Origin of the sequence: Nonomuraea sp. C10 (genome assembly GCF_008017515.1) — a bacterium.
Classification (GTDB): Bacteria; Actinomycetota; Actinomycetes; order Streptosporangiales; family Streptosporangiaceae; genus Nonomuraea; species Nonomuraea ferruginea.
Genome location: NZ_VPFF01000001.1, coordinates 3,521,845 through 3,547,438, shown reverse-complemented (window position 1 = coordinate 3,547,438; position 25,594 = coordinate 3,521,845). Strand labels below are relative to the sequence as shown.

Genomic DNA, 25,594 nt, shown 5'->3' with positions numbered 1-25,594 from the left:
CAAGCAAGCGAGAGTCTTAGCTCGCTCCCGGACGAGGAGCTCGGTCATGCCGAACCTGCCAGTCACATCCCCCAACCGGATCCAACTCCGACGCGCGGTCGCCTCAAGCTTCCTGGGCAGCGTCATCGAGTACTACGACTTCCTGCTGTACGCCACCGCCTCGGCCGTGGTCTTCAGCAAGGTCTTCTTCTCCTCTCTCGACCCGCTCACGGCGACGGTCGCCAGCTTCGGCACCTTCGCCACGGGCTACCTCGCCAGGCCGCTCGGCGGAGCGATCTTCGGCCACTTCGGCGACCGGCTGGGCCGCAAGCGCATGCTGGTGCTGAGCATGACCCTGATGGGCGTCGCCAGCTTCCTCATCGGCCTGCTCCCCACCTACGCGCAGATCGGCGTCCTCGCGCCCATCGCACTCGTCGTACTCCGGATCCTGCAGGGCGTCGCGGTCGGCGGTGAATGGGGCGGAGCCGTGCTGATGTCCGCCGAGCACGCGACCAGCCGTCGCGGACTGTGGGCGAGCTTCACCAACGCCGGAGCCCCCTTCGGCATGGTGCTGTCCACCGCGGCGCTCGGCGGCACGGCCGCCGTCCTGGGCGAGGAGGAGTTCCTCAGCTGGGGCTGGCGGGTGCCGTTCCTGATCAGCGTCGTCCTGCTGGCGGTCGGCCTGTTCGTCCGGCTGCGGGTCGAGGAGACCCCGGTGTTCAAGGCCGCCGCGGACCATGGCTCCCGAGCGCCGCTGCTGGACGTGCTCCGCCATCACCCGAGGACTCTCCTGCTCGGTGTGGGCGTCGGTCTGTCCGCCTTCGTGGCCCAGGGCACGCTGACCACCTATCTCATCGCCTACGGCGTGCGGGCCGGCTTCCCCCGGCCGGACGTGCTGAACGGGCTCACGCTCTCCTCGGCGCTGGCCGTCCTGAGCATCATCGGGTGGTCGGCGCTGTCGGACAGGGTGGGACGCCGCCCGGTCGTGCTGGCCGGCGCACTGCTCATGGCCGTGTTCGGCTTCGTCCTCTTCCCGATGGTGGACGCCGGCAGCGTCGCCGTCCTCACCGTCGCGCTCGTGCTGGGCCAGGCGGTCATCCACCCGATGATGTACGGCCCGCTCGCGGCGCTGTACACCGAAGTCTTCGCCACCAGGAGCCGCTACACCGGAGCCTCGATGGGCTACCAGCTCGCCGGGCTCGGCGCCGGCCTGGCCCCGCTGCTGTTCGCCCAGCTCGACGCGTCCACCGGCGGGGGAGGGACGATGATGATCTCGGTGATCATCGCCGCCTCCTGCCTGCTGACGGTGGTCTGCCTCCTGGCCCTGGGCGAGACCAGCCGCCGCGACCTGACCGCCGTCGCCCCGGCGGCGCGCGCGACCGACCCGGCCGAACCGTCCTCCACCTGACAGGAGTCGCCGATGCGTAACGCCGGACTGGGCGGCTGGCCGGCCCGCCGGGCGCGGATGAGTCCGAACCGCACCGCCTTCGTCTTCGACGGCCGGGCGCTCACCTACGCCTGGGTGCACGAGCGGACGACAAGGCTCGCATCGAGTCTGCGCGGCGCCGGGGTTCGGACCGGGGACCGGGTCGCCTACCTCGGCCCCAACCACGTCGCCTTCGCCGAGACCATGTTCGCCACGCACCTGCTCGGAGGGATCTTCGTCCCGCTGAACTTCCGGCTGACCGCATCGGAGATCGCCTACATGGTGGAGGACTCCGGCGCCTCCGTCCTCGTCTACGCGCCGGAGTGCGCCACGGTCGTACGCGATCTTCCGGGACTCCCGGGACTGCGCACGGCCGTGGCGCTGGAGTCGCCGGCACCGGGGGAGCGGGAGTACGAGACCTTTCTGTCGGGAGGCGATGCCACGCCGATCGACACCCCGGTCGCACTCGACGACATCGCTCTCATCCTCTACACCTCGGGCACGACCGGGCGTCCCAAGGGGGCGATGCTCAGTCACGCCAACCTGGTGTGGAACTGCTTCAACATCATGGTCGGGGTCGACGTGGCGAGCACCGAGGTGACGCTGATCAGTGCGCCGCTCTTCCACGTCGCGGCGCTGAACCAGACGTTGCTGCCGACCTTCCTCAAGGGCGGCACCTCGCTGATCATGCCGTTCTGGGACGTGGACTCCTGCTACGACCTCGTCGAGAAGCACCGCGTCACCTGGATGTTCGGGGTCACCGCGATGTTCGCCGCCCTCGCGCGGTCGCCGCGGTGGGCCGACGCCGACCTGTCCTCGCTGCGGACCCTGATGTCAGGGGGAGCGGCGATCCCGGTCGCGTTGATCCGCACATACCAGCAGCGGGGCTTGGTCTTCTGCCAGGGCTACGGACTGACGGAGACCTCGCCGGGCGCCACCTTCCTTGAGGCGGGTGAAAGCGTGCGCAAGGTGGGGTCGGCCGGCGTGCCGGTGTTCTTCGCCAACATACGCGTGGTCCGGCCCGACGGCACGGAGGCCGAGGCCGGCGAGGCGGGCGAAGTGCGCATCCAGGGGCCCAACGTCACCCCCGGCTACTGGCGGAACCCGGAGGCGACCGCCGCCGCGCTGACCGAAGGAGGCTGGTTCCGCTCCGGGGACATCGCCACCCTCGACGACGAGGGGCACCTTCACATCGTCGACCGGCTGAAGGACATGTACATCTCCGGCGGGGAGAATGTCTATCCGGCCGAGGTGGAGGGTGTGCTCTTCGGGCATCCGGCCGTGGCGGAGGCCGCCGTGGTGGGGGTGCCCGACGAGAAATGGGGCGAGGTCGGCCGGGCCTTCGTCGTCCCCCGTGACGGCGCCGCCCTCACCGCGGCAGAGCTGGCGGACTTCCTCCGTTCCCGGCTCGCAAAGTACAAGATCCCCGTCTATTTCGACATCGTGGACACACTGCCGAGAACCGGCTCAGGCAAGATCCTCAAACCGGAGCTTCGAACACGGCTCCTGCCGCCCGGCGCGGCACCGCCCCGATCGCCGGCCTCCGCGTCCCCCGACCGCCAGGAGCACAGGTGATCAGAGGCGGCTATCCGCCCGAGGGCAGCGCGCCGCCCGCGAGTTGCGCGCCACCGGTGAGCATCCCCGCAGACGGACCGCCCGGCCGACCGACTCCCTGACCGCCCACGAGCCGCACATCGCACGGCTGGTGGCCACCGCAGCGACCTCCCGGGAGGTCGCTGCGCACCTGTTCCTCAGCCCACGCACGGTTGAAGCCCGCCTCCGCTGGGCATCGCCTCCCGCCGGCAGCTCAGAGAACTGCCGCTTCCCTGACCAGACAGGCAGACCACGGTCAGGCACCGGGTTCGGGTCGACCGGGTTAGGCAATTCTCCCTGATGCGAAGTAGCGTCTGCTGCGCGAATCCGACCTTCCACGCGGCGAGCGGGGAGCGCTACCGATCTGATTCGTCTGGCCGCCGGTCAACCCCCGGTGGACCCGAGATGACGACCTGTCACAGCACCGAAACAGGAGGCTCAACGAACAATGTCCATCGACGTCAACGTGACCAGGAATCCGGACCGGCGGCGCTACGAAGCCTCCGTCGGCGAGACGACGGTCGCCGGGTTCATCGACTACCAGGAGACCAGCGAGATGATCGTCCTGGCTCACACCGAGGTCGACCCGACCTTCGAGGGTCGAGGAATCGGCGGCGCCCTGGCCCGCGCCGCGCTCGACGACATCCGCGGACGAGGACTGAAAGCGCTGGTGATCTGCCCCTTCATCCTCAGTTGGCTGCGCAATCACCCCGAGTACCGCGACCTGCTCTACAACTCGGCACCGTCCAGGGCCGGCGACTAGGTGGCATGACCGACCTGACCCTCGACCCGGTGACCGTGCCGCCGGGATTCGACGGCCGGCAGCGAAGCTCCTCGATCGTGCCGGCGTCAACCCCCGTCTCGTCGTGAGTACGACCGGGAGTTCGTACGCCGCGGCCGCACGGGCGATGGTGCAGTCCAGGCCGCGATCGCGTCGTCGCAGGCCCGCGGGTGGATCGACTGACCACAGTTCGCCGAGCTGTACCGGCGGCCGGCCGGCCTCGCTGGCTTGCCGGCGGTTGAGCTGCACCGCCGTGGCGGTCGTCCAGGCTTGCGACCCCGGCGCGGCGCTACGCGTCGTGGACCACCTCGACCTGGACGGTTACCTCTACTTCCCCGCCTCCCGCGGCGGCGGTTCCTGACCCACTGGCTCGAACAGCTCTGAATTCCCTGAGGTCCGAGGTGTCCCCCGGGAGGCCGCCTGTTCGTCGCCTGGATATGAGCGACAACTACTCCGGCCTTCCGCGCGGCATCGACGTCGGTCTCCAGATCGACAGCCGAGGGTGAGGCACCCAGGGCACATCCGCCGCAAGGAGCCGTCCGGGCTGCTGGTCACCGTCATCCTCTTCGCGCTCGCCGCGCTCGTCGCCTGGGGCCGGTTCGGCCCCTACGCCGGGTGACCGCCCTCGGCAGGCATGGGCGTCCGGTACTTGGGTGACCGCTCCAACGCGCGCGGACGTACGAGCCGGGATCTGTGCCTTCCGTAACCGGCGGACGGCGTCCTGTCCTGAAAGGAGGTGCGGCCGATGCGACGCGACCCCATCTGGACCTGACGAGGTGATCCCGCAGTGGAGTGGTGATGTCTGCGACGAAACAGGCGGGTCACCACCCACCGCGGTGAGCCGGCGCCTGCCCGCGCGGTTGCCGGAACATGGCAGGACCTGCCGCAGTGCTGGTTCGTCGAGGACAGCCGAGGAGGACCGGACGGAATCGTCGTACGCCAAAGTGCTCGCGATAGGCGAGTTTCGCGGTTTATGGCTGGGCGGGTTACTGTCGCGAGCGGGCAGCCAGCTGGCGCGCGTCGCGCTGGCCGTCCTCACCTACGAGCGCAGCGGCTCGGCCGCCGTCACCACGCTCGTCTACGCGATGACGTTCGTGCCCGCGCTGATCGGAGGGCCCGCGCTGGGCTGGCTGGCCGACCGCTACCCGCGACGCGGGGTCGTGATCGCCTGCGATGCGATCAGGACCGTCCTCATCGGATTCATCGCACTGCCCGGCCTCCCGCTGCCCGCGTTGTGCGCCCTGGTCTTCGCCTCCCAACTGCTCGACTCGCCGAGCAGGGCGGCACGCGTCTCGCTGACGCCCGAAGTGGTGCCCCGCGAGCTCTACCAGACCGGAGTGGCGGTCCACCAGCTCAGCGACCAGGTCGTGACGCTGCTCGGCTTCGCCGGCGGCGGCATCGTGGTGGCGCTGGTCGGCGCGGAAACGGCCATCCTCGTCAACGCGGCCACGTTCGCCGCCGCCGCGTCACTCACTCTGGCCACAGTGCGCCGGCGCCCGGCGGCCGCGGGAAAGCAGCCGGTCTCCCTCCTCGGCGGGCTGCGGCTGGTGGCCGGGCATCGCGCGTTGCGCAGCCTGCTCGGCCTGGCCATGTTGTCGGGCTTCCACGTCATCCCCGAGGCGATCGCGGTGCCGTACGCCGCCTCGTTGGGCCTGGGCACCACGCAAGCCGGGCTCCTCATGGCCGCCCTGTCCGCGGGCAACGTCATCGGCGTGTTCGTGCTGTCCCGATTCCTCACCGAATCGCGGCGGATGGCGCTGATGGCCCCCATGGCGGTGCTGGCCGGCGTGCCGCTGGTGGCCAGCGCGGCGGACCCCGGCTACGTGCCCCTGCTGCTCCTGTGGACGGTGTGCGGGGTGCTCACCGGCTACCACGTGGCGGCCAACGCGGAGTACGTGAGGATCGCTCCGCCGGAGAGCAGGGGACAGGCGGTCGGCCTGGCCTCCTCCGGCATGGTCGCCGCCCAGGGGCTGGGCATCCTGCTCGGCGGCCTTCTCGTCGAAACGGCCGGACCGCAGTACGGCCTTGCGATAGCCGGCGCCGCTGGACTGATCGCGGGAGTGCCGGTACTGCTGGCCTGGAACAGGGCCGTCAGGGCCTCGCCCCCGTCCACCTGATCACGATGCTGGGGCCGCAAGCGCGACCGAGTCAGGGGGCGGGCGGGAAATCGTTACCTTGGCAAAATACGGGTGGTGTCCCCTGCGCGGCCGCTCGTTCGTCGTACTGATGAGAGCCCACTGCCTTGGAGGTCGCGATGCAGTACGCCCTGCTGATCTATGCCGAGCCCGGCTACCTGGAGACGTCGTCGGATGAGGAGCGTGAGGCGGCCTACGCCGAGTATTTCGCGATGGCCGGCGACGACCGCTACGTCAGTGCCGCGCAGTTGCAGCCCGCGGAGACGGCGACCTGCGTGCGGCTGTCCGGCGGCCGGACGCTGATGACCGACGGCCCGTTCGCCGACACCAAGGAGGTGCTGGGTGGCTTCTGCCTGATAGAGGCCGCCGACCTGGACGAAGCGCTCGAATGGGCGGCGCGCGTCCCGGCCTTACGGTTCGGCGGCACCGTGGAGGTCAGGCCGGTGGTGCGGCTCTGAGCGTGCTGGAGGAGGTGTTCCGCGAGCAGTGGGGCCGGGTGCTGGCCTCGCTGGTCGGGTTCCTCGGTGACTTCGACCGGGCTGAGGAGGCGGCGCAGGAGGCCTTCGCCATCGCGGCGGAGCGCTGGCCGGCTTCAGGCGTGCCGGCCGCTCCGGGCGCGTGGCTGGTGACGACGGCCAGGAACCGGGCGATCGACCGGATCCGCCGGGAGCGCACCCTGGCCCAGAAGATCCTGCTGGCGGCGCCGGAGGCCATCATGGACGAATTCGACGACACGCTGATCAAGGACGAGCGGCTTGAGCTGATCTTCACCTGCTGTCATCCGGCGCTGCCGCTGGAGGGGCAGGTGGCGCTCACGCTGCGTGCACTCGGCGGCCTACAGACCGCGGAGATCGCCCGAGCGTTCGTGGTCTCGGAGGAGACCATGAAGCGGCGCCTGACCCGCGCGAAGGCCAAGATCAAGGCGACCGGGATCCCGTTCGCGGTCCCGGGCGCGCATCTGCTGCCCGAACGGCTCGACGCGGTGCTGGCGGTCATCTACCTGATCTACAACGAGGGCTACAGCGGCCGGGTCGATTTCGGCGCCGAGGCCATCCGGCTGGGGCGGGTGCTGGCCGGGCTGATGCCGCGAGAGCCAGAGGCACACGGGCTGCTGGCGCTGATGATGATCCACCACGCGCGGCGGCGGGCCCGGTTCTCCGGTGACGATCTCGTACTGCTCGACGATCAGGATCGGTCGTTGTGGGACCTGCGACAGATCGCGGCGGGCCGGGCGGCGCTGGATCGGGCGATGGCGCTGGGCGGGCGCGGCCCGTACGTCGTGCAGGCCGCCATCGCCTCGCTCCAGGCGCGTGAGCGGATCGACTGGCCGCAGGTCGCCGAGCTGTACCGGCGGCTGGCCGACCTGACCGGCTCGGCGGTGGTCGAGCTCAACCGTGCCGTGGCGGTCGCCCAGGCAGGCGATCCCGCCGTGGCGTTGCGTGCCGTCGATGGCCTCGACCTGGACGGCTACCTGTATTTCCACTCGACGCGCGGGGAGTTGCTGCGGCGTCTGGGCCGTGACGCCGAGGCCAGGACGGCCTACGGGCGCGCCCTTGAGCTGGCCGACTCGACCCCTGAGCGGCGGTTTCTGACCCGGCGCCTCGAACAGCTCTGAGCCGGCCGGTCCCCCCGAGGTCGGGTGGGTCTCGGCAGCCGCCCTCGCCAACCTCATCGGCTATGACTACCCCAAGAAGCAGGCGGACCAGCTTCGCGTGCCGCGTTCCTGGACGCTCCCGCTGGGCTTGATGCTGGCGGCGGGCTCGCTGGGACTGCTGGCCGGGTTCGCCGTTCCGGCGCTGGGCCTGCTCGCCGCCGCCGGCCTCGTGTTGTACTTCCTCGGCGCGTTCTGCGTTCATCTGCGGGCTCGTGACCACCACTTCGGCGCCTGGTCCGTGTTCTTCGCACTGGCGGCGGCCGCCTTGGTCGTGAACGTGGCCTACTACTGAGGTTCCGGCCCCAACCGAGATCAGTTCGTACGCGACGGCTCGAGTTTTGGACGGCTTGAGAATGTCCCCATCTGGCTCATCAGGGTTGCGGAGCGGAGCTGCCGCGGAGTGGGTGTTGGTCAGGTGTGGCAAAGAGGACATGCCGCTGCGCCGATTCGCCACTGCAGTGTGAGCCCCATCACGTTCGCCGGCCGTCCCGACGCGCCGGACTCATTCGTCAATGATCCGTACCCGCCACCGCGGCAAGAAGTTTCATATACAGCCCTCAGACCTAGCCATCACGTTCGCAGGAGAGAGGAAACCGATGAAAGATCTGCAGACTGTCGCCGACCGCGTCGAGATCGAGGCGCTGCGGGGCGAACACGTCGACGCGGCGATGAACGGCGACTACGACCGTTTCGCGTCGCTGTTCACCAGGGACGCGGTGTGGCGGATCCCTCCCGCCGGCGTCGAGTTCACCGGGCGGAAGGAGATCCGCGCCGGTATCGAACGGCTGCAGGATGCGTGGGAGTTCTGGGTGCAGACCGTGCACCCGGGCACGATCCAACTCGATGGCGACACCGCGACCGGCCGGGAATCCGTCTTCGAGATCGGTCGCCAGCGCGACGGCAGGTCGGTCGTCATGTACGGCCTGTTCCACGACCGTTACCAGCGCACTCCGGATGGCTGGAAGTTCACCGAGCGCGTCCTCGAACCTAAATACCTCGACACCACTGCGCTGACGGGCTCGCCTCACGTGACCTGGGACTCCGCCGACCTAGAGGCCGTGAACGCCTCCTCTGCGTAAGAAGCCCGATAACCGCGCGACCATCCGAACGCCGTATGTGCTGGGCGGATCTGCAGGGAGCAGCGCGCAGGGGTCGGCCGCAGGTGTGGGTGCGGTCGGGGAGGTCGTCCGCCTGCGCCCGATGCGGCGGCCGAAGTTGGGCCACAACGCGAGTCATGTGCAGGGTGGGGGAGCGGGACCGTATTGCTGCTGCACGACGAGGGGCAGGGGAGCGATGCAAGGTGCTGGCTTACGCGGATTGTGCACTGGGTGTCGAGGACAACAGCACGTGATCATCGATGTGGTTGTGGAGCGGAGCTAGCTTAGAAATCTACATTGTAAAGGGCCTGGGCTGGTGAAAATCCTGCTCTCATACCTGACAACCACAACAACAAAATCGCACCAGATAGCGAGCTCGCCGCGGATCAGTGAGAACGCCACTGTTACCGGGCCAGGCAACAGTAGTGGTGCTCGCTCCTCATTGCGCCGACCCGGTTTTCCGGCGATACGGCGGTTCGCGGCATCGGGCACCGCCGGGAATTGCTTGGCGATCTCCAGCGCGGTGACAGGGCCCGGCGCTGTAGCTGTGTGACCGGGCGTTTGTGAGGGTGGAATCGAGATCTGGTCGGTAGCGCCCGAGTGCGCCGTGCTGAGTTCGGAACGCCAAGGGCTCCCTGTGGACGCGGATCGCGCACCGATTAGGTTTCCGCGTCGTGCCCGTCTGTACGTGTGAGATCGACTCACGGAAGGCTGACATGATGCGGAAACTGACCTACGGCATGAACCTGAGCCTGGACGGCTACGTCGCCGCGCCCGGTGATGACCTCGGCTGGAGCGTGCCGAGCGACGAGCTGTTCCAGTGGTGGTCCGACCGGGTGGAGGCGACCGGCCTGGCGCTGTACGGGCGCAAACTGTGGGAGGCGATGAGCTCCCACTGGCCGACCGCCGACCAGCAGCCCGGCGCCACACCAGCGCACATCGAGTACGCCCGCCGCTGGCGGGACATGCCCAAGGTGGTGTTCTCGTCGACGATCGACAAGGTCGACTGGAACACCCGTCTGGTCACCGGCGACGCGGTCACTGAGATCACCCGGCTCAAGGCCGAGGACGGCGGCCCGATGGACATCGTTGGCGCCACACTTGCCGCAGCGGCCATGCGGGCCGGGCTGATCGACGAGTATGTGCTGGTCACCGCACCGGTCTTGCTGGGCGGTGGCACGCCGTTCTTCACGGCCCTGGACAGTTGGGTGAACCTGAGCCTGGTGGAGACGCGGACGTTTTCCGGCGGCCTGGTGTTGACCCGATACGAGACGAGGCGATGAGCACGGGCCGCCCCGCCGGCAACGTCGGCGGGGCGGCCCGTGCGCTGGACTCGTCTGATCACAGTGTCGGGGGCAGGTCCAGCCATGGTTTGTCGGTGGCGTCGAATCCGGTGAGCTCGGCGATCTTCCCGTCGACGATGTGCAGGACCGCGATGTTGAACAGCCGGTATTCCGGGTCGTCGGGGGTGCGGAGGTACAGCGCGGCGGCGGGCATGTGGTTGACCGTGGTGGCGGCGCAGCGCCAGTCGTCGTAGCCGCGCTGGAAGAGCCCACTGGAGACCCAGCCGTCCACCGCGTCCTTGGCTGTGACGACCAGGGTGCCCGGATCGGGCAGCATCGTGAAGCGCAGGTCGTCGCGCAGCAGGGCCATCAGCCTGTCGAGGTCGTTGCGTTCATGGGCGTCCATGTACGACTTCACCACGCCGCGCTCGTCATCCGACAGCTCGTGGGTGGCGGGGCTTCGCCAGTCGAGGCGGCGGTCGGGCAGTTGCTCGCGCATCGTCACACGGGCCCGCTGCAGTGCGCTGGTCACCGATGCGACGGTCAGTTCGAGGGCGTCGGCTGCTTTCGACGCCGGCCAGCCGAGGACGTCGCGCAGGATGAACGCCGCCCGTTGCCGCGGCGGCAGGTGCTGGACGGCGACGATGAACGCCAGCTCGATCGTCTCCCGCGCCACCACCGATTCCTGTGGGTCCTCGGGGAGCATCTGGTCGGGGTACGGCTGCAGGTACAGCATCTCGGAGCCGGGGTCCGGCAGCTTGGATGGCACGGGTGTGCGGTCGTTGCGCTTCTCCAGGAAGTCGAGGCAGGCGTTCGTCGCGATCCGGTACAGCCAGGTCCGCAGGGCCGCGTGGCCCTTGAACGACTCTCGCTTGTTCCATGCTCGCAGGAACGTCTCCTGCGTCATGTCCTGGGCGTCCTCGTAGTTCGCGAGCATCCGGTAGCAGTGCACCTGCAACTCACGCCGGTGGCGCTCCGTGATGAGTGCGAACCGCGCCGTGTCGCCTGAGCGGGCCGCCGCGATGAACGTGGCCTCGTCGGCGCCTTGCAGTGTGGCGTCGGTCATGGTCGTCAATCCTTCCACCGGTACGAGAGGGCTTACAGAACTGACGACGTGGCGGAGGATTTCTGATCGGTGAAGCCGCTTACACCGGGCCTGGATCCAGGACACGGGTTCATCTTCGCCGACCGTGTGAACGGCGGGCGCCGATTCTCCGGGTCTGCAACGCAACACCGAAGTCACCGTTCAGGCAACCCCGAGGTTCCGAGTTGCGTGCTAATGTGCTGCGTCATTAGTACATTTGGGGTGGCCATGGTCGGCTGGAGTCTGTGGATCGCGATCTTCCTGGCCATCGTGGTGCTGCTGCTGTACCGGGCTTTCCGTCCCCACCGCCGCGCCCAAGTGGTCGAGTGGGCCGCCGGCCATGGCCTGCCCGCCACCGGCCTTGACTGGGACGAGGCGAGCCGTTACCTCGACCGCAGCCGGTGTCTGCGCACTGTCGGGTTCGTCATCCCGCTGTTCTTGGGAGGTACGACGAGCATCGTCTGGGCGCTGGTCTACGCCCAGCCGTCCCCGCCCTTCCCGTTCGACTTGCTGGGGTCGCCGTCCTGGCTGGTGGGGTACCTGCTCGGGGCGGTCCTGGCCGAGGTGACCTGGACCCGTCCACGTACCCAGAAGGCGGCCGCCCTCGTGCCCAGGCGGGTGGCCGACTACATCGGGCGCCCGGCGCTGGTCCTCATCCGTGTCGTGGGCCTGGCCACCATCGCCGTGGGCGTGATCGGTCATTGGTTCCTCGCCGGCCACCTCCGCGCCGGGTTCGGGTTCGGGCCCGTACCGGCGGTGACGGCGGCGGTCGTGCTGGTGTTGATGGAGGCATCGCTCTGGTTCATCGTGCACCGGCGTCAGCCCGTGGGATCCGAGTCACAGATGAGGCTGGACGATGCCCTGCGCTCCACGACGATCCACCGGATGGCCGGTGCCGGTCTCGGCATGATGTTCCTGTTCCTCGGATACGAGCTCTTCTCCATCGGGGGCGGCATCGAGGGCCAGGCCCTGCGGATCATCCTGCCGTGGGCAGGGGTGGCGTGCGTGTTCGTGGGCGTCCCTCTGAGCTGGCAGCGCGTCGGGCATCCGCGCGTGTGGCCGGTCAGGCGCCACACGTCAGGTGAGGCGGCCTCGCCGATGGACACAGTCGACCGGACGGCGACATGATCCTCCATCTCGACCCCGCCTCACCGCTTCCTCCGTACGAGCAGTTGCGGGCGCAGATCGCCACTATGGCCGCCACCGGCGTGCTGCCGCCGCTGACCCGCCTGCCCAGCATCCGGCAGCTCGCCCGGGACCTGGGACTGGCCACGGCGACGGTCGCGCGAGCCTTCCGCGAGCTCGAGCGTGACGGCGTCATCGAGACCCGCGGGCGGCACGGGACCTACGTCCGCGAAACTCCCGGTTCCGCCCTCGGCGTGGACGCTGAGCAGCGCCTGGCGGAGGCGGCGCAGGTGTTCGCCGTCCAGGCGCGGCAGCTTGGCGTCGACGCCGCCCGCGCGTTGCAGCAGGCCAAGTCGGCCCTGGATGCGGTCACGGGCCGCTGAAGGATCATTGATTCGGGCTTGTCTCCACGTTGTGGTCGCCGGGCATTCCCAAGGTAGGGAGGCGATGTCGAAGGCCGACACCTGCAGTGCGGCTTGGGAGAGGATGTCCCACACGCACACCTCGCCGCCGGCGCGGCGTCCAGCGGCTCGCGGGTCAGCGGCGGGCTGCACTCCAAAAGCTCCAGCGGTTCCACACGCCCTCTATATCGATGCTTCTCTATATTGACATACATCAAAATCATGAGGGTAGGGGGAGGGCGGGAACGCAGGGACGTGGGGGCGGCCGCAGATGTTCCCGGCCGGCGGGCCTGAGCGGCGGCGGCTCAGATTCCGGTCACGGCGCTGCGGCGCTCGACCATCAGCACGTCCCGCCAGACGCCGTGGTGATCCAATCCCGGCGCCCTGGAGGGAGGCGTCACAAGCGCGATCAAGGACAGCCGCTCTTGATCAGACCCGACCCTCGCGTGGTCCCTCCGATCATCTGAGTGGGTGATCGCGGGACGTATGGCAACCCATGGGAGGATTGGTCCGTGGGAGCATCAGTGAGGCAGATTCAAGTCACCTTCGACTGCGCATCACCTGAGCGCGTTGCTCGTTTCTGGTGTGAGGTGCTGGGGTACGTCCCGCCGCCGCCACCGGAGGGGTTCGCCAGTTGGGACGACTTCAATCGCACGCTGCCGCCTGAGCAGCGGGATTCATGGTTCGCATGCAGTGACCCCTCGGGCGCGGGTCCGCGGCTGTACTTTCAGCGCGTTCCCGAAGGGAAGGTCGTCAAGAATCGGCTGCACCTTGACGTGCGGGTCGGCACCGGGCTGGTGGGGGAGGAGCGCCTGGCGGCCCTTGAGGCCGAATGCGCTCGGCTGATCCCGCTCGGCGCGGTACGCGTACGGCTCCTGCCTGCCGATGAGGAGAACGAGTCGTGCCTGGTCATGCAAGACGTCGAGGGCAACGAGTTCTGCCTCGGCTGAGTGGCAGGCAGGAGGAAGAGTCCGGCCGGCTATACCCATTCCCTTCTGGTGGTGGTGTCGTGCTGCCGGACGGCCCCTCGATGTCGATCTGATCAGCTGCGCGTCGGGTGTGCTGGTCGCGCAGGAGCGCCTGCGCGACGACGGTCGATGCGATAGCCGTCGCCGAGCAGAGCGGGACTTCATGCGAGAGGGGGAACGGGGTACGCGATCATGTGATCCATGTCGATCCCCCCGGACCCGCCCGCACCCGTACCACCGCAAGAGTCCAGACGGTCACGAACGGCCCGCCGAATCGGCTGCCTGGCCGTGGCGTTAGTGCCGCTCCTGCTGCTCGCGGCGATCGTCAAGGCGCCGGCATGGATCGATGACCACCGGCTGGCGCGCATGGTGGACCGGATCCAGGAGTATCCTCCGCCGGCGGGAGCGGACCTCGGGTACTTCGACCGGCACGTCGAGGTGAGCGGCGACTCCGGCGACTGCTGGTACACCATCCGTTTCGAGCTCTCCACCGACCGGCCCATCCAGGAGGTGCTGAACCACTACCGCCAGGCGAAGATCGAGGACCCCGACGGAGACCTCGGCGACTACGAGCTGGTCGCCTACACACCATTCGACGAGTCCGGCACCCCTGTGGATGGCACCTCCGCCACGAACTCCATGATTCTCCACCTGGACGGCATGTACGACGGCACCTGGTTGGACATGCGTTGCTATTGACGCCGCAGCGCCGCTCAGTGCTGACGACTGTCTCGAACTCAACGGCCGGTTCCAGCTGGACATGGAAACCCGGCTCGACCTCTCCGTGGCCTGAGCGGACGCCGGTGACCGGTGAAGGGATCATGGAGCGGCCGGGTAGGTCAGCTCTTCGTGCGGGCGGCTGCGCGCACGAGCCCGGTGTCGCGGGTGGTCATCGCCTCCAGCAGGCCCGTGCCGCGCCGCTGGAGCAGGCGCACGGTGAGCGCGGGTGTCGCGCCCAGAACGGTGGACACCAGGACGGCGACCAGGACGCTCCCCCACCACGAACCGCCGATGACGCCGGGCAGGATGGCGGCCAGCAGGACCACGGGGAAGATCGTCATTTGTCCGCCCGTCGGATCGCCCGCTCGCTGTCCCGGGTAGATGCGGTCGCGGGCGTCGGTGCCCACGGCCGGCATCACGAGCGCGAGCAACGGCGCCCCGGCGCAACCCGCCGCGGCCGCGGTGATGGCGCCGCCGAGGGCGGCACCTCCCAAGGGTGAGCCGGTCGCGGCCCACAGCACGGCCGCCAGCGCGATGGCCGGCAGGCCGAACAGCAGCGCCCACGCCGCCATCCGTCCGTGCACGTCGGCCTTGAGGGCGCCCGGTGTGGTGAGGAGCTGCCACAGGGCCGTGCCGTCCAGGGCATAGGTGTTGATCGCGACCATCGCGCCGAACACGGCGGCTGCTGTGCCTACCAGGGGCAGCGCCCAGCTCCAGTCGGTGAAGGCGATGATGAGCGCCATCAGCAGCGGTGTCAGCCAGGCGCTGCGCAGCTCGACGCCGCGCGCCGGGTCACGTAGCCAGGTGACCAGCTCTCGCGAGACGACCGCGGCCACCCGCGGTGTCGCGAACGGCAAGGACAGCCCACGCGCCAGTACGGCCGGCCGCCGCGAGCTCGCCCGGTGAGGCGGCCGGCGCAGGGCGCGAGCCGTCAGCGCGATCCAGCACAGGTGCAACAGGGCGCCCGAGGTCAGCAGCGCCGCCAGTGGCAGCAGGACCGCTCCCGTCCCGGCGTCGTCGCGGGCGGCGAGCGCCGCGCTATACCCCCAGCCGGTGGGCAAGGTGGCGAGTACGTCGATCACCGGCTCGGGCAGTTTCCCGGCCGTGGGGGTGACCAGGGCGGTGTCCCCCTCGCCGAGACGCGGCAGCAGCCAGGCCGCGACCGGCACCCATCCGGCGAACGACAGCGCGAGCATGATCGCGGTCTGTACGGCGGCCAGCGTCATCCCGGCCCGGGTCTGCAGCAGCCAGGACGCCAGCGCCGCCACCGTCTTGCCCGCCCAGGTGAGGAGATACAGCTGGGTCGCGACCGCGGCGATGGCGGTCGCGGCCGCCGCCGTGCCACCCGGCGCGGCCAGTACCGCCAGCGACGACAGGCACGCCACCGTGATCAGCGGGCCGACGCCCAGCAGTTCGGTCCACGACAGGGCCCGCGCCAGCCGCCACGACCGCAGCGGATAACCGCGCAACCACTCGCGGGAGATGACCGACGGATCATGGCGAGGCTGGGCCAGCGGCCCGAACAGCCACATGCCGCCCCATACCGTGAGCGCCACGGCGATCCAGCCCTCGTGGATCACGCCATCGGCGGTCGATGACGCGCCCGCGATCACCAGGGCGGCCAGGACGAGCCCGGCGACCAGGCTGAAGGCGCGCTCGTTGTGCGGGCCGTTGCGCAGCAGGCGCAGCTTGAGCGCGAGCAAGGCCCGGGTCATGACAGCCACTCCAGCGGCCGCACCGGATCGGCGCCCACCAGGTCGACGAACCGTTCGTTCAGCGTCGAGCCCGCGGCCACCTCCGCCACCGGCCCTTCAACCAGCACCCGGCCGCCGGCCACCACCGCCACCCGACGGCAGTTACGCTCGACGAAGTCCATGATGTGGCTCGACAGGACCACCGTGCCGCCGGCGTCGACGTACTGCTTGAGCACCTGCTCGATGGAGCGGGCCGAGACCGGGTCGATCGCCTCGAACGGCTCGTCCAGCACGAGCACCCGGGGCCGGTGCAGCAGCGCCAGCGCAAGATTGATCTTCTTGCGCATGCCGGTGGAGTACTCCACGATCAGGGTGCGCGGAACCGCGTCGAGTCCGAGGATCTCCAGCAGATCGCCGGCCCGTGCCCGCCAGCCGTCGTCCAGGCCGCGCAGTCCGGCGCTGTAGCGCAGGACCTCGGCGGCGGTCAGCCGCTCGGGCAGGGACAATCCGTCCATCATGACGCCGAGCTGCGCGAGCGCGGCCTCCCGCGCGGTGCGCAGGTCATGACCGGCGACCCGGATCGTGCCCGCGGTCGGCTCCCGCAACCCGCACATGGCCGTCAACGTGGTGGTCTTGCCGGCCCCGTTGGGGCCCACGATGCCGTAGAACATCCCCGCCGGGATGCTGAGGCTGAGCCGGTAGACGGCGAGCACGGTGCCGAAGCGCTGAGTCAGGTCCAGTACTTCGATAGCGGGGGCGCAGGGATCGTTCAACAGACTTCCTCACTCGGCCGTGTGGGCGAGGATCGCGTCGGCCAGCTCCTGGTGGGTCTCCGGTGGCAGCGTGTGCCCCATGCCCGCAACGATCATCAGCCGTGCCCCTGGGATCCGCTCGGCGATGATCGCGCCGTGACCCGGCTTGACCGGCTCGTGGCTGCCCTCGATGACCAGCGTGGGCGTCTTCACCTGGTCCAGTACGCCCACCGGCTCGAAGCCGGGGTCGGCCGCCGCGGCCAGCCGGTGGTTGGCCACAGCCGACAGGTCGCGAGCCCGGTCGTGGACGCGCTCCTGCAACCGGCGGGCCTCGTCCTCGTCGAACGGCAGTCCGGTGCCGTGCAGGACCCGCTGCTCGGCGATCATGCCGTCGATGAGCGTCCGGCGGTCCTGCGCCGGTGGGGCGGCCACCAGGGCGCGGAAGAAGTCCACGAACTCCGGCGCCGGCTCCGGCAGGCTGCCCTCGGGCTGCGGCTGTCCCGTCAGTGCCCGCACGAGCACCTGGCCCTCGCCGCCGCCGAGCGGCGAGGAGGCGATGACGGTCAGCGAACGGACCCGCTCGGGCCGTTCCACGGCGATGAGCTGGCCGAGCAGGCCGCCGGCCGAGTGCCCGACCAGGTGCGCGCTCTCCAAGCCGTGGGCGTCCATCACGCGGTAGACGTCGCTCTTGATGTCGTCCCACGTGTACGGCTCGGCGGCGAAGTCGACCGTGCCGGACATGCCGGTGTCGCGGTGGTCGTACCGGATCACCCGGCGGCCGCCGGCGGTCAGGCGACCGACGAACTCGTCCGGCCACAGGACGCCCTGCGACATCGAACCCATGATCAGCAGGATCGGCGTGTCCGTCGCGGCGCCGAACTCTTCACTCCAGATGTCCACGTTCTGCATGTCTCAGAGCATGCCGTCCCCGGCTACGGGCGCCTTCTGTAGAACTACTGGCCGCGCCAGATCCGTACGGGAGCCGATGCCCGGCTCCGGAGAGATCTTGTCCAGCTGGGCCAGGGACGGCACGTTCACCGCCGATGCCGCATGCGGTGCAGGCCCGGGCCGATGCGCACGGTGCCCTCGATTGGCTGGTGGCGGTGGACTCGACCATCGTGCGTGCGCACCAGCACGCCGCCGGTGCCCGTAAAGGAGGCTCGTCACAGGCTCGCCGGCAGATAACGCCCTCGGCCGATCCCGCGGCGGGCTGACCAGCAAGATCCACCTGGTCTGCGAATACGCGGTCTCGGCAGCGGCTACAGGGCGGCGTCGAGCAGGCAGCGGGGTGACCCGTGCAGTTCGTCCGTGACCACCCGTCCGGCCACGCCGAACACGTCAGCCAGGAGTTCCGGCGTGATCACGTGCTTCGGTGCGCCGTCGGCCCAGACCCGTCCCTCGTGGAGAGCGACGATGCGTTCGGCGAAGCGAGCCGCATGGTCCAGCTCGTGCAGGACGGTCACGACCGTGAGTCCGCGGATCTCACGCAGGGCGCGCACCAGTTCCAGGACCTCGAGCTGATGGCGGATGTCCAGATGGGCGGTCGGCTCGTCCAGGAGCAGGATGCCGGTGTTCTGGGCCACGGCGAGCGCCAGCCGGACGCGCTGACGCTCACCGCCGGACAGCGTGTCGAGGACGCGGTCGGCGAGATGGGCGACCCCGGCCAGCTCCAGCGCCTCGTCCATGGAGTCCGACTCCCGCAGCAGGCCGAACGGTCCCTGGTGGGGATAGCGGCCCTGGCGGACGAGTTGGCGCACGGTCATCGCGGGGACGGGGGGCAGGCTCTGGTGCAGGACCGCCAGCCGCCGCGCCACCTGCCGCCGCGACAGCGACGTCAGCTCCGCCCCGCCGAGCAGGATCCTGCCGGACGACGGTCTGAGCAGGCCGGCGATGAGGCGCAGCAGCGTGCTTTTGCCGCAGCCGTTGACGCCGACCAGGGCCACGAACTCGCCCGGCTCGAGGGTGAGGTCGATGCCGGTCAGGACCGGGCGGGTGGTGTACGAGAAGTGCAGGTCCTCGACCTTGACGCTCATTGTGATCTTCCCAGTTTGATGAGGACGGCGGCGCCGGCCAGTGCGGTGATCACGCCGGTCGGGATGCCGAGCCGGTGCGTGCCGTCGAGGAGTTGCCCGGCGAGCTGGGCGAGGCTGTCAGCGCCCGCGAGCGCGATGGCGCCCACGACGGCGACGGTGAGGACGCGGCCGCCCAGTCTGCGCGCGACATGCGGGGCGGCCAGGCCGACGAAGGCGATCGCCCCCGCCAGGCTGGCCGCGCCGGCGGTAAGCATGATCGCCACAGTCAGTGCGACGGCCCGTCCGAGGCCGGGGTGCACACCGAGAGAGGCGGCGTGGTCGTCGCTGGGCGACAGGACGGCCAGCATGCCCGAGCACGCCCAGGCCACGGCGATGCCGCCGGCGATCCACCAGGAGGTGAGGGCCAGGTGCTCCCACACCCTTCCCTCCACCGAGCCGATCAGCCAGCGCAGCGCGTTGCCGAACCTGCTCGGCTGGTAGGCGAGCAGCATCGTGGTCAGCCCGGCCAGCAGCGCGCTGCCGAGCAGGCCGTGCACCACCAGGCCGGCCGGGTCACGGCCCGCCGACAGCAGCCAGGTGAGCCCGCCGCCCAGCGCGCCCCCGGCGAGGGCGGCGAGCAGCGCCCCCGCCGCGGAGTCGGCGGGGAACAGGCCGAGGGTGAGCCCGCCGAGGATGCCGAGCACCGCGCCGGGGTTCACGCCGGAGAACTCGGGCGCGGCCAGCGTGTTGCGCAGCGTGGCCTGCAGCACGTATCCGGCGACGCCCAGGGCGGCGCCGGTGCCCAGGGCGGTGAGCAGCCTCGGCACGCTCAGCTCCCACACGATCTTCTCCGCCTGGCCGTCCGCGGCGCCGTCGAGCAGGCCGGTGATCGCGCCGAGCGGCTGACCGGAGGCGAGCAGGTGCACAGCCGCGACCGCCAGGAGCAGGGCCGCCGCCGCGACACCCCGAGCGGGCCTCGCCGACGTCATGAGGTCGCCCGCCGGCGCAGCAGTACGGCCCCCACCAGCACGCCGGCCAGCGCCGTCCACGCCCCGAGAGGCGTCTCCACCGGATCGAAGGCCAGCCGGGCGGCCAGGTCGGCCGTCACAGTGACCAGAGCCCCGAGCGCGGCCGACCATGGAAGCCAGCCCCGGGCTCCCGCGTGCGGGCGCAACCGCCTGGCCAGCACCGGCGCCAGGAAACCCACCCACGCGATCGGGCCGCACGGCCCGGTCACGGCGCCGATCAGCAGGGTGGCCACCGCGAGCACCCCGAGACGGGCGAGGTTCACCCGGCTGCCGAGCGAGGCGGCCGCGTCGTCACCGAGGCGCAGCAGGCTGAGCGCGGGGACGCACAGCACGACGAGGGGGAGCGCGACGGCGAACCACGGCAGTGTCTCCGAGGCCTGCTCCCACATCAGACCGGACAGGCTGCCGACGAGATAGCGGAAGAGCATGTCGTACTGGAGGCGGTCGGCGGTAGCCATCACGGCCAGCAGCAGCGCCTGGATGCCGGTCGAGACGGCGGCGCCGATCAGCAGGACGCCTCCGGCGCTGCGGCCCGAACGGGCCGCAGCCAGCGTGACGAGCCCGCCGAGGGCGGCGCCGGACAGGCCCGCCAGCGGGTAGAGCGAGGGCGGCACGGGCAGCGTCCAGATCACGCATACGCTCACCGCTAGCGCGGCCCCGGTCGAGACGCCGAGCATTTCAGGCACGGCCAGCCGATTCCTGAGGGACTCCTGCAGCAGGAGCCCGGCCGTGCCGATCGCCGCGCCGCCCGCCAGGCCGATCAGCACGCGGGGCACGCGCAGTTCCCACACCACGAGGTGCGCGATCGACTCGGGAGCCATCGCGAGGAGGTCCTGCGGGGCCACGAACGGCGTGCCGAGGCAGAGGCCGGCCAGTGCCGCGACGGCGAGGCCGAGGCCGGTCGCCCAAGGCGCGACCGGACGCGCGCCGAGCGCAGCGCTCACCCGGCGGCCTTGGCGAGCGCTTCGTCCAGGATGATGCCGAACGCCCTGGTGCCCCGGCCGGACGCCCACAGTTCGGTCGGCACCTCGAACACCTTGCCGGCCGATACGGCGGGAACGCGCTTCCACACCGGGTTGTCCTTGTAGTGGTCGCTGACCTTGGTGCCGAAAGACTGGATGAAGATGATCTGAGGGGCCTTGGCCAGGATCTCCTCGATGCTGTAGGCCTGCGCGGTCTCGAAGCCGCCGCCCTTGCTGGGCCAGGGGTAGGCGAAGAACTGCGACATGAAGTGCCCCAGCACGTCTTCGGTCGTGTTGACGCCCACGGAGGTACCCCCGTACATCGCCAGGACCGGCGTCTTGTCCAGCCCGGCCGCCTTGGACCGGGTCGTTCCGTCGGCGAGCTTGGCGCGGAAGCGGGTCTCGGCCTCGGCCTGCTGTTGCCCGCGGTCGGTGAGCTGGGCGAGCGCGCGCAGGTACCCGATGGAGTCGTCGTACGACTTGACCTGGACCACCCACAGCGGCGCGAACTTCTCCACGGCGGTCCTGAGCTGGTCGTGCACACCGGCGAGGCCGATCACCAGGTCCGGTTTCGCCTCGGCGATCCTGGCGACGTCCTCGCCGCCGAAACTGCCGGGGATGACCGGGACGTCGGAGCCCTTCGCGCCCAGGTAGGCGGAGTGGGAGAGCAGGCCGGGCGTGGTCGTGGCCACAGGGGTCAGGCCCAGCTCGACGAGGGCGTCGTCGCACAGGCCGGTCAGGCAGACGACGCGTTCGGGCTTCTTCTTCAGTGTGAACGTCTTGCCGTGCGGGTCGGTGATGGTCAAGGCCGCGCGGACCGGGGAGACCGGGGCAGCGGTCGCGGTGGCGGCCGGTGGAGGTGCCGTGGCCGTGGTGCCGGCTTGGGGGGCGCTCTGACCACAGGACGCCACCAGGACGAGCGGTATCAGGGCGAGGAGGCATCGCCTCAGCGCAGGCCGGGCGTGGTATCCGCCGATGGAGAAAGCGCCGTAGCGCATGGGGCCTCCAGTAGTGAAAATCATCGTCGAAATGGACAATGAAAATAGTTATCATTTACTCTCGCTTCGCATCAAGTCGGCACATCGTGTGCTTCAGGGACTCGGAAGGACAGCGCGTTGATCATTCATCGCCGGCTGCTGCAGCTGGCCGGGAGCGTGCGGGGGCCGATCGCGGCCTGTGTGGCGCTTGGCCTGGCGGTCAGCGCCGCGTACGTCACCCAGGCGGTCCTGCTCACCGCGGCCCTGGCAGCCCTGATCCGCGGTGACACCCCGGCCGCGGTGCGCCTGCTGGCCTGGGGATTCGCGGTGATCGCGGTGCGGGCGGCGCTCTTGTGGACCAGAGAGGCGGTGACCGTGTGGGCGGGCGGGCTGATCAAAGCCAGATTGCGCGACCGGCTGATCGTCCACCTGGGACGGCTGGGCCCCGCCCACCTGACCGGCACCCGCACGGGCAATGTGCAGACCACGCTGGTGGATGGCGTGGAAGGGCTCGACCCGTACTTCAGCCGCTACCTTCCGCAGGTCGTGGTCACCTTCTGCGTGCCGGTGGCGCTGGTCGGCTGGCTGTTCACGGTCAACGCGGCCGCGGCCGCCGTCCTGGCCGTCGCCGTGGCCGGTGTCCTGATCATCCCCAGGTTCTGGGACGCGACCCTGCTGCGGCGGGGACGGGGCCGCTGGGCCGCGTTCGCCGCGCTGGCCTCGGACTACCTGGAGGCGATGCAGGGCATGGCGACGCTGCGGGCCTTCGGCGCGGTCGGCACCCTGGGGACGCGGCTGGCCGGGCGAGCCCATGATCTCTACCTGACCACGATGCGTCAGCTCAGGGTCTCCCTTGTCGAGACCGGGGTCAGCGCGTTCTTCGTGCAGGCGGGCACTGCCGGGGCCGTTCTCGCCGCGACGACCTCGGGCAGCGCGTGGGAGGTGTTCGCGGTCCTGGTGATCGCCGTCGAGTGCTTCCGCCCCGTGAAGAATCTCTCCGACGCCTGGCATGCCGGATATCTCGGGATAACGGCGGTCGATGGCATCGAGGTCCTGCTGGCGGCGTCCCCTGCTGTCGCGGATCGGGGAACGCGGCACGACTTCCCCACGCCACCTGCCATCACGTTCGAGGGCGTCACCTTCGCCTATCCGGGCTCCGAGCGGCCCGCCGTCCGCGAGGTCAGCTTCACCGTCGAGCCGGGCCGCACCGTCGCCCTGGTCGGCCCGTCGGGCGCGGGCAAGAGCACGCTGGCAGCTCTCCTGCAACGTCACCACGACCCCGACGAGGGGCGGGTCAGCATCGGCGGCGTCGACGTACGCGACCTTTCCCTGGACGCCCTGCGCGGCGGCGTCGCGATCGTCGCCCAGGACACCTACCTCTTCCACGGCACCGTGGCCGAGAACCTGCGCCTGGCCAGGCCGGACGCCGGCGACGAGCAACTGATCGCCGCCGCCCGCCTGGCCGCCGCCCACGACTTCATCACCGAGTTGCCCGGCGGCTACGACACGCCACTGGGGGAGCGCGGCGCGACGCTTTCGGGCGGGCAGCGGCAGCGCCTGGCCATCGCGCGGGCGCTGCTGGCAGACGCGCCCGTCCTGGTGCTCGACGAGGCCACCTCGCACGTGGACCCGCGCACCGAGCAGGCCCTGTCCCAGGTGCGGCGGGGCCGTACCTGCCTGATGATCGCCCACCGCCCCGACACCATTCGGCAGGCCGACCACGTGGTGACCCTGGAGAACGGAACCGTCCTGGAGGCAGTGGCATGAACCCGTCCATCCGCTGGCTCGCGGGAGCCGTCGGCGCGCATCGCCGGGCCTTCGTCTCCACCCTGGCCGCGAACCTGCTCGGCCAGCTGGCCGCGCTCGGGGCGGCCGTGACCGGCGCCTGGCTGGCCGGCCGGGCGATCGCCGGCCACGTCGCGCCCCTCGACCTGGCCGGCGCCTTGCTCGGCTCGCTGGTCGTGGTGGCCACGCTGGCCGCCTGGTGGGAGACCTACGTCGCGCACGACCTGGCGTACCTGGTGCTGGCCGGACTCAGGGGACAGGTGTACGACGCGGTCGCCAGGATCACCCCGGCCCGCCTGCTGGGCCGCCGCAGCGGCGACCTGTCGGCGGCCGCGCTGTCGGACATCGAAACCCTGGAATGGCTGTTCGCGCACACCCTTGCACAGCTCATCACGGCGGGCACGGTGCTGACGGCCGGGAGCGTGGCCGCGGCGATGATCGACCCCCTGTTGCTGACCGTCTCGCTCCCGCTGGCCGCATGTGTGCTGGCCGTTCCCCTGTGGCTGCGCAAGGCGTCGCGGCGGCACGGTGACGAACTGCGTGCCGCCACCGCCGAACTGACCGCCGACGTGGTCGACACCGTCCAGGGCATGCGCGAGCTCGCCGCCTTCCGCGCGCTCGAACGCCGGCGGGACCTGCTCGCGCGCAAGACCCGCAGGCTGGCCCGCGCCCACGCGGCGAACGCCGCCCGCGGCGGGCTGGAGGCGGCCCTCACCGACCTGCTTCTCGCCGTCGCGGCGGCGGGGACGTTGCTCCTGGTCGTCACGGTCATCCGGACCCCTGCCGACGCCCCCGTGGCCATGGTGCTGGCCGCCGGCTCACTTGGCCCGGCGGCCCAGGTGGCGCTGCTGCTCAAGGAGTACGGCACACTGCGCGCCGCCGCCGACCGGGTGCGCACGCTGGTCACCGCGCCCGCGAACGTGCCCCCGCCACGAGACGCCCGCGAGGTGGCCACCCAGCCGGACGTGATCTTCGAGGATGTACGTTTCCGCTACACGCGGGACGGGCCGGACGTGCTGCGCGGGGTGTCCTTCCGCATCCCGTACGGCAGGACCGTCGCCCTGGTCGGCGCCTCAGGAGCGGGCAAGTCCACCTGCGTGTCACTGCTGCTGCGCCACTGGGATCCGGATGACGGCCGCATCCTGGTGGGCGGCGTGCCACTGCCGAACATCGCCGAGCCGCACCGGCACGTCACCGTGGTGCCACAGGACGTACACCTGTTCGCCGGCACGATCGGGCAGAACGTACGACTCGGCGCGCCCGACGCTGACGTGGCCGGTGCCCTACGTGCCGCCCAGCTCACCATCGACCCGGAGCTTCCCGTCGGGGAACGAGGCGTCACCCTGTCCGGCGGCCAGCGCGCCAGGGTGGCAGTCGCCCGGGCGCTGGCCACGCGGGCGCCGGTGCTCGTCCTGGACGAGGCGGTGGCCAACCTCGACCCCGACAACGAGGCCCGCCTCACCGAGGAGCTCCAGCGAGCAGCCGCGGGCCGGGCCACGCTGGTCATCGCGCACCGGCTGTCCACCATCCGGCAGGCCGACCACATCGTGCTGCTGGAGGAGGGACGCGTCGCCGCCGAAGGCCCTTACGACCAGCTCAGCGAGAGGTTGTCGCAGCTGTTCGCAGCGCAATCGTGAATGATGCTGTCCCTTCTCAATTGAGTTGGCGTGCGCGACAAGGTGTGACCTGGTGGACGCCAAGTCGACTGAGACATCCGGAGTCATGGCGGTCCCAGAATCATGGCGTGGCAGGTCGAATGTCTCAGATCACCTGGCACATGATCATGGAAGGCTGCGGTGCCTGACGCGGTTGTTGGCGGTGGCCGGAGCACCGTCCGGTCCTGTCTGGAGCACCAGGCGGTGAACGCGGCCATGTCCGCCACGTATGCGCGCCAGGTCGAGGCTGGCACCGCCTCGGTCAGCGTGGTCAGCGTCGCGGCACTCAGCGCAAAGTCCGCAGCGGTGTGCGCGGCCGCCACAGGAGCCGCGCCGGGCGCGCCGGGTCTGAGGGCGAGGGCAGTCACCGGGACTCCCTCCTGATCATGGATTGTCACTCCTGAGAAGGATTATCAGGAGCAATCTTCGGCGTCCCCTCCGCGACACCCCATCCTGGCCGGGATCCGTGGCACTGCCCTCGGT

At 70.2% G+C, this 25,594-nt stretch carries 24 protein-coding genes and 2 pseudogenes; 17 read left to right on the top strand and 9 right to left on the bottom strand.

The window, feature by feature from the left end; genetic code table 11:
• Nucleotides 1-46: 46 nt before the first annotated feature.
• From FR742_RS16160 to FR742_RS16110, 10 genes and pseudogenes are all read left to right on the top strand, one after another.
• Nucleotides 47-1,387, top strand: coding sequence for an MFS transporter (locus FR742_RS16160; protein ID WP_148031708.1), 1,341 nt, complete (start codon nt 47-49; stop codon nt 1,385-1,387).
• Between the two features lie 12 nt (nt 1,388-1,399).
• Nucleotides 1,400-2,980 (top strand): long-chain fatty acid--CoA ligase, encoded by a 1,581-nt coding sequence (locus tag FR742_RS16155; protein WP_148031707.1) that lies wholly within the window; start codon nt 1,400-1,402, stop codon nt 2,978-2,980.
• Between the two features lie 466 nt (nt 2,981-3,446).
• On the top strand, nt 3,447-3,761 hold the full coding sequence (locus FR742_RS16145; protein WP_187281166.1) for a GNAT family N-acetyltransferase: 315 nt from the start codon (nt 3,447-3,449) through the stop codon (nt 3,759-3,761).
• Between the two features lie 256 nt (nt 3,762-4,017).
• A complete protein-coding gene (locus FR742_RS45820; protein ID WP_261808566.1) occupies nt 4,018-4,140 on the top strand; it encodes a hypothetical protein in 123 nt (40 codons plus the stop codon).
• Between the two features lie 583 nt (nt 4,141-4,723).
• Nucleotides 4,724-5,896 (top strand): MFS transporter, encoded by a 1,173-nt coding sequence (locus FR742_RS16135; protein WP_187281165.1) that lies wholly within the window; start codon nt 4,724-4,726, stop codon nt 5,894-5,896.
• A 137-nt stretch (nt 5,897-6,033) separates the two neighbouring features.
• Complete coding sequence (locus tag FR742_RS16130; RefSeq protein WP_148031705.1) at nt 6,034-6,372, top strand: YciI family protein; 339 nt, start codon at nt 6,034-6,036, stop codon at nt 6,370-6,372.
• Nucleotides 6,373-6,374: 2 nt separating this feature from the next.
• Complete coding sequence (locus FR742_RS16125; RefSeq protein WP_261808565.1) at nt 6,375-7,529, top strand: RNA polymerase sigma factor; 1,155 nt, start codon at nt 6,375-6,377, stop codon at nt 7,527-7,529.
• 43 nt (nt 7,530-7,572) lie between these two features.
• A pseudogene (locus FR742_RS16120) lies at nt 7,573-7,860 on the top strand (DoxX family protein); the annotation flags it as partial.
• 304 nt (nt 7,861-8,164) lie between these two features.
• Nucleotides 8,165-8,647 carry a nuclear transport factor 2 family protein gene (locus FR742_RS16115; RefSeq protein ID WP_148031702.1) on the top strand — a complete coding sequence of 161 codons (483 nt, stop codon included), beginning with the start codon at nt 8,165-8,167 and terminating at the stop codon, nt 8,645-8,647.
• A 737-nt stretch (nt 8,648-9,384) separates the two neighbouring features.
• A complete protein-coding gene (locus FR742_RS16110) occupies nt 9,385-9,948 on the top strand; it encodes a dihydrofolate reductase family protein (RefSeq protein ID WP_148034601.1) in 564 nt (187 codons plus the stop codon).
• Nucleotides 9,949-10,006: 58 nt separating this feature from the next.
• Here the strand turns inward: FR742_RS16110 and FR742_RS16105 are convergent, their stop codons facing one another.
• Complete coding sequence (locus tag FR742_RS16105; protein WP_148031701.1) at nt 10,007-11,014, bottom strand: RNA polymerase subunit sigma-70; 1,008 nt, start codon at nt 11,012-11,014, stop codon at nt 10,007-10,009.
• A 246-nt stretch (nt 11,015-11,260) separates the two neighbouring features.
• Between FR742_RS16105 and FR742_RS16100 the strand changes: the two genes are divergently transcribed.
• From FR742_RS16100 to FR742_RS16080, 4 genes are all read left to right on the top strand, one after another.
• On the top strand, nt 11,261-12,160 hold the full coding sequence (locus FR742_RS16100) for a hypothetical protein (RefSeq protein WP_148031700.1): 900 nt from the start codon (nt 11,261-11,263) through the stop codon (nt 12,158-12,160).
• Complete coding sequence (locus FR742_RS16095; protein ID WP_148031699.1) at nt 12,157-12,540, top strand: GntR family transcriptional regulator; 384 nt, start codon at nt 12,157-12,159, stop codon at nt 12,538-12,540. Before FR742_RS16100 ends, FR742_RS16095 begins: the two co-directional genes overlap by 4 nt.
• Nucleotides 12,541-13,082: 542 nt before the next feature.
• Nucleotides 13,083-13,508: a VOC family protein gene (locus FR742_RS16085; protein ID WP_261808564.1), complete on the top strand. Its 426-nt coding sequence runs from the start codon at nt 13,083-13,085 to the stop codon at nt 13,506-13,508.
• A gap of 306 nt (nt 13,509-13,814) precedes the next feature.
• Nucleotides 13,815-14,225 (top strand): hypothetical protein, encoded by a 411-nt coding sequence (locus tag FR742_RS16080; RefSeq protein WP_148031697.1) that lies wholly within the window; start codon nt 13,815-13,817, stop codon nt 14,223-14,225.
• Nucleotides 14,226-14,365: 140 nt separating this feature from the next.
• Here FR742_RS16080 and FR742_RS16075 read toward each other — a convergent pair whose 3' ends face one another.
• From FR742_RS16075 to FR742_RS45815, 4 genes are read right to left on the bottom strand one after another with little or no spacing between them, the layout of a single operon-like run.
• Nucleotides 14,366-15,961: a hypothetical protein gene (locus FR742_RS16075; RefSeq protein WP_148031696.1), complete on the bottom strand. Its 1,596-nt coding sequence runs from the start codon at nt 15,959-15,961 to the stop codon at nt 14,366-14,368.
• Entirely contained in the window at nt 15,958-16,713 is a 756-nt protein-coding gene (locus FR742_RS16070) for an ABC transporter ATP-binding protein (protein WP_396989223.1), read from the bottom strand. Before FR742_RS16070 ends, FR742_RS16075 begins: the two co-directional genes overlap by 4 nt.
• A gap of 9 nt (nt 16,714-16,722) precedes the next feature.
• Entirely contained in the window at nt 16,723-17,601 is an 879-nt protein-coding gene (locus FR742_RS16065; protein ID WP_148031694.1) for an alpha/beta fold hydrolase, read from the bottom strand.
• Nucleotides 17,602-17,604: 3 nt separating this feature from the next.
• On the bottom strand, nt 17,605-17,730 hold the full coding sequence (locus tag FR742_RS45815; protein WP_261808563.1) for a hypothetical protein: 126 nt from the start codon (nt 17,728-17,730) through the stop codon (nt 17,605-17,607).
• Between the two features lie 47 nt (nt 17,731-17,777).
• Between FR742_RS45815 and FR742_RS16060 the strand changes: the two are divergent.
• Nucleotides 17,778-17,923, top strand: a pseudogene (locus tag FR742_RS16060) (IS5/IS1182 family transposase); the annotation flags it as partial.
• Nucleotides 17,924-17,951: 28 nt separating this feature from the next.
• Here the strand turns inward: FR742_RS16060 and FR742_RS16055 are convergent.
• The 4 genes from FR742_RS16055 to FR742_RS16040 are packed head-to-tail and all read right to left on the bottom strand — an operon-like array spanning nt 17,952 to nt 21,692.
• Nucleotides 17,952-18,725: an ABC transporter ATP-binding protein gene (locus tag FR742_RS16055; RefSeq protein ID WP_187281164.1), complete on the bottom strand. Its 774-nt coding sequence runs from the start codon at nt 18,723-18,725 to the stop codon at nt 17,952-17,954.
• Entirely contained in the window at nt 18,722-19,693 is a 972-nt protein-coding gene (locus FR742_RS16050) for an iron ABC transporter permease (protein ID WP_148031692.1), read from the bottom strand. Before FR742_RS16050 ends, FR742_RS16055 begins: the two co-directional genes overlap by 4 nt.
• Nucleotides 19,690-20,676, bottom strand: a complete 987-nt coding sequence (locus FR742_RS16045) for an iron ABC transporter permease (RefSeq protein ID WP_222708948.1) — start codon at nt 20,674-20,676, stop codon at nt 19,690-19,692. Before FR742_RS16045 ends, FR742_RS16050 begins: the two co-directional genes overlap by 4 nt.
• Nucleotides 20,673-21,692: an ABC transporter substrate-binding protein gene (locus FR742_RS16040; protein ID WP_148031691.1), complete on the bottom strand. Its 1,020-nt coding sequence runs from the start codon at nt 21,690-21,692 to the stop codon at nt 20,673-20,675. Before FR742_RS16040 ends, FR742_RS16045 begins: the two co-directional genes overlap by 4 nt.
• A gap of 117 nt (nt 21,693-21,809) precedes the next feature.
• On the opposite strand from FR742_RS16040, the gene FR742_RS16035 reads away from it, so the two are divergent.
• Nucleotides 21,810-23,438 (top strand): ABC transporter ATP-binding protein/permease, encoded by a 1,629-nt coding sequence (locus FR742_RS16035; RefSeq protein WP_148031690.1) that lies wholly within the window; start codon nt 21,810-21,812, stop codon nt 23,436-23,438.
• The gene (locus FR742_RS16030) at nt 23,435-25,093 is read left to right on the top strand and encodes an ABC transporter ATP-binding protein (RefSeq protein WP_148031689.1); all 1,659 of its coding nucleotides are present in this window, start codon (nt 23,435-23,437) and stop codon (nt 25,091-25,093) included. The genes FR742_RS16035 and FR742_RS16030 overlap by 4 nt, the downstream gene beginning before the upstream one ends.
• Nucleotides 25,094-25,594 lie beyond the last annotated feature (501 nt).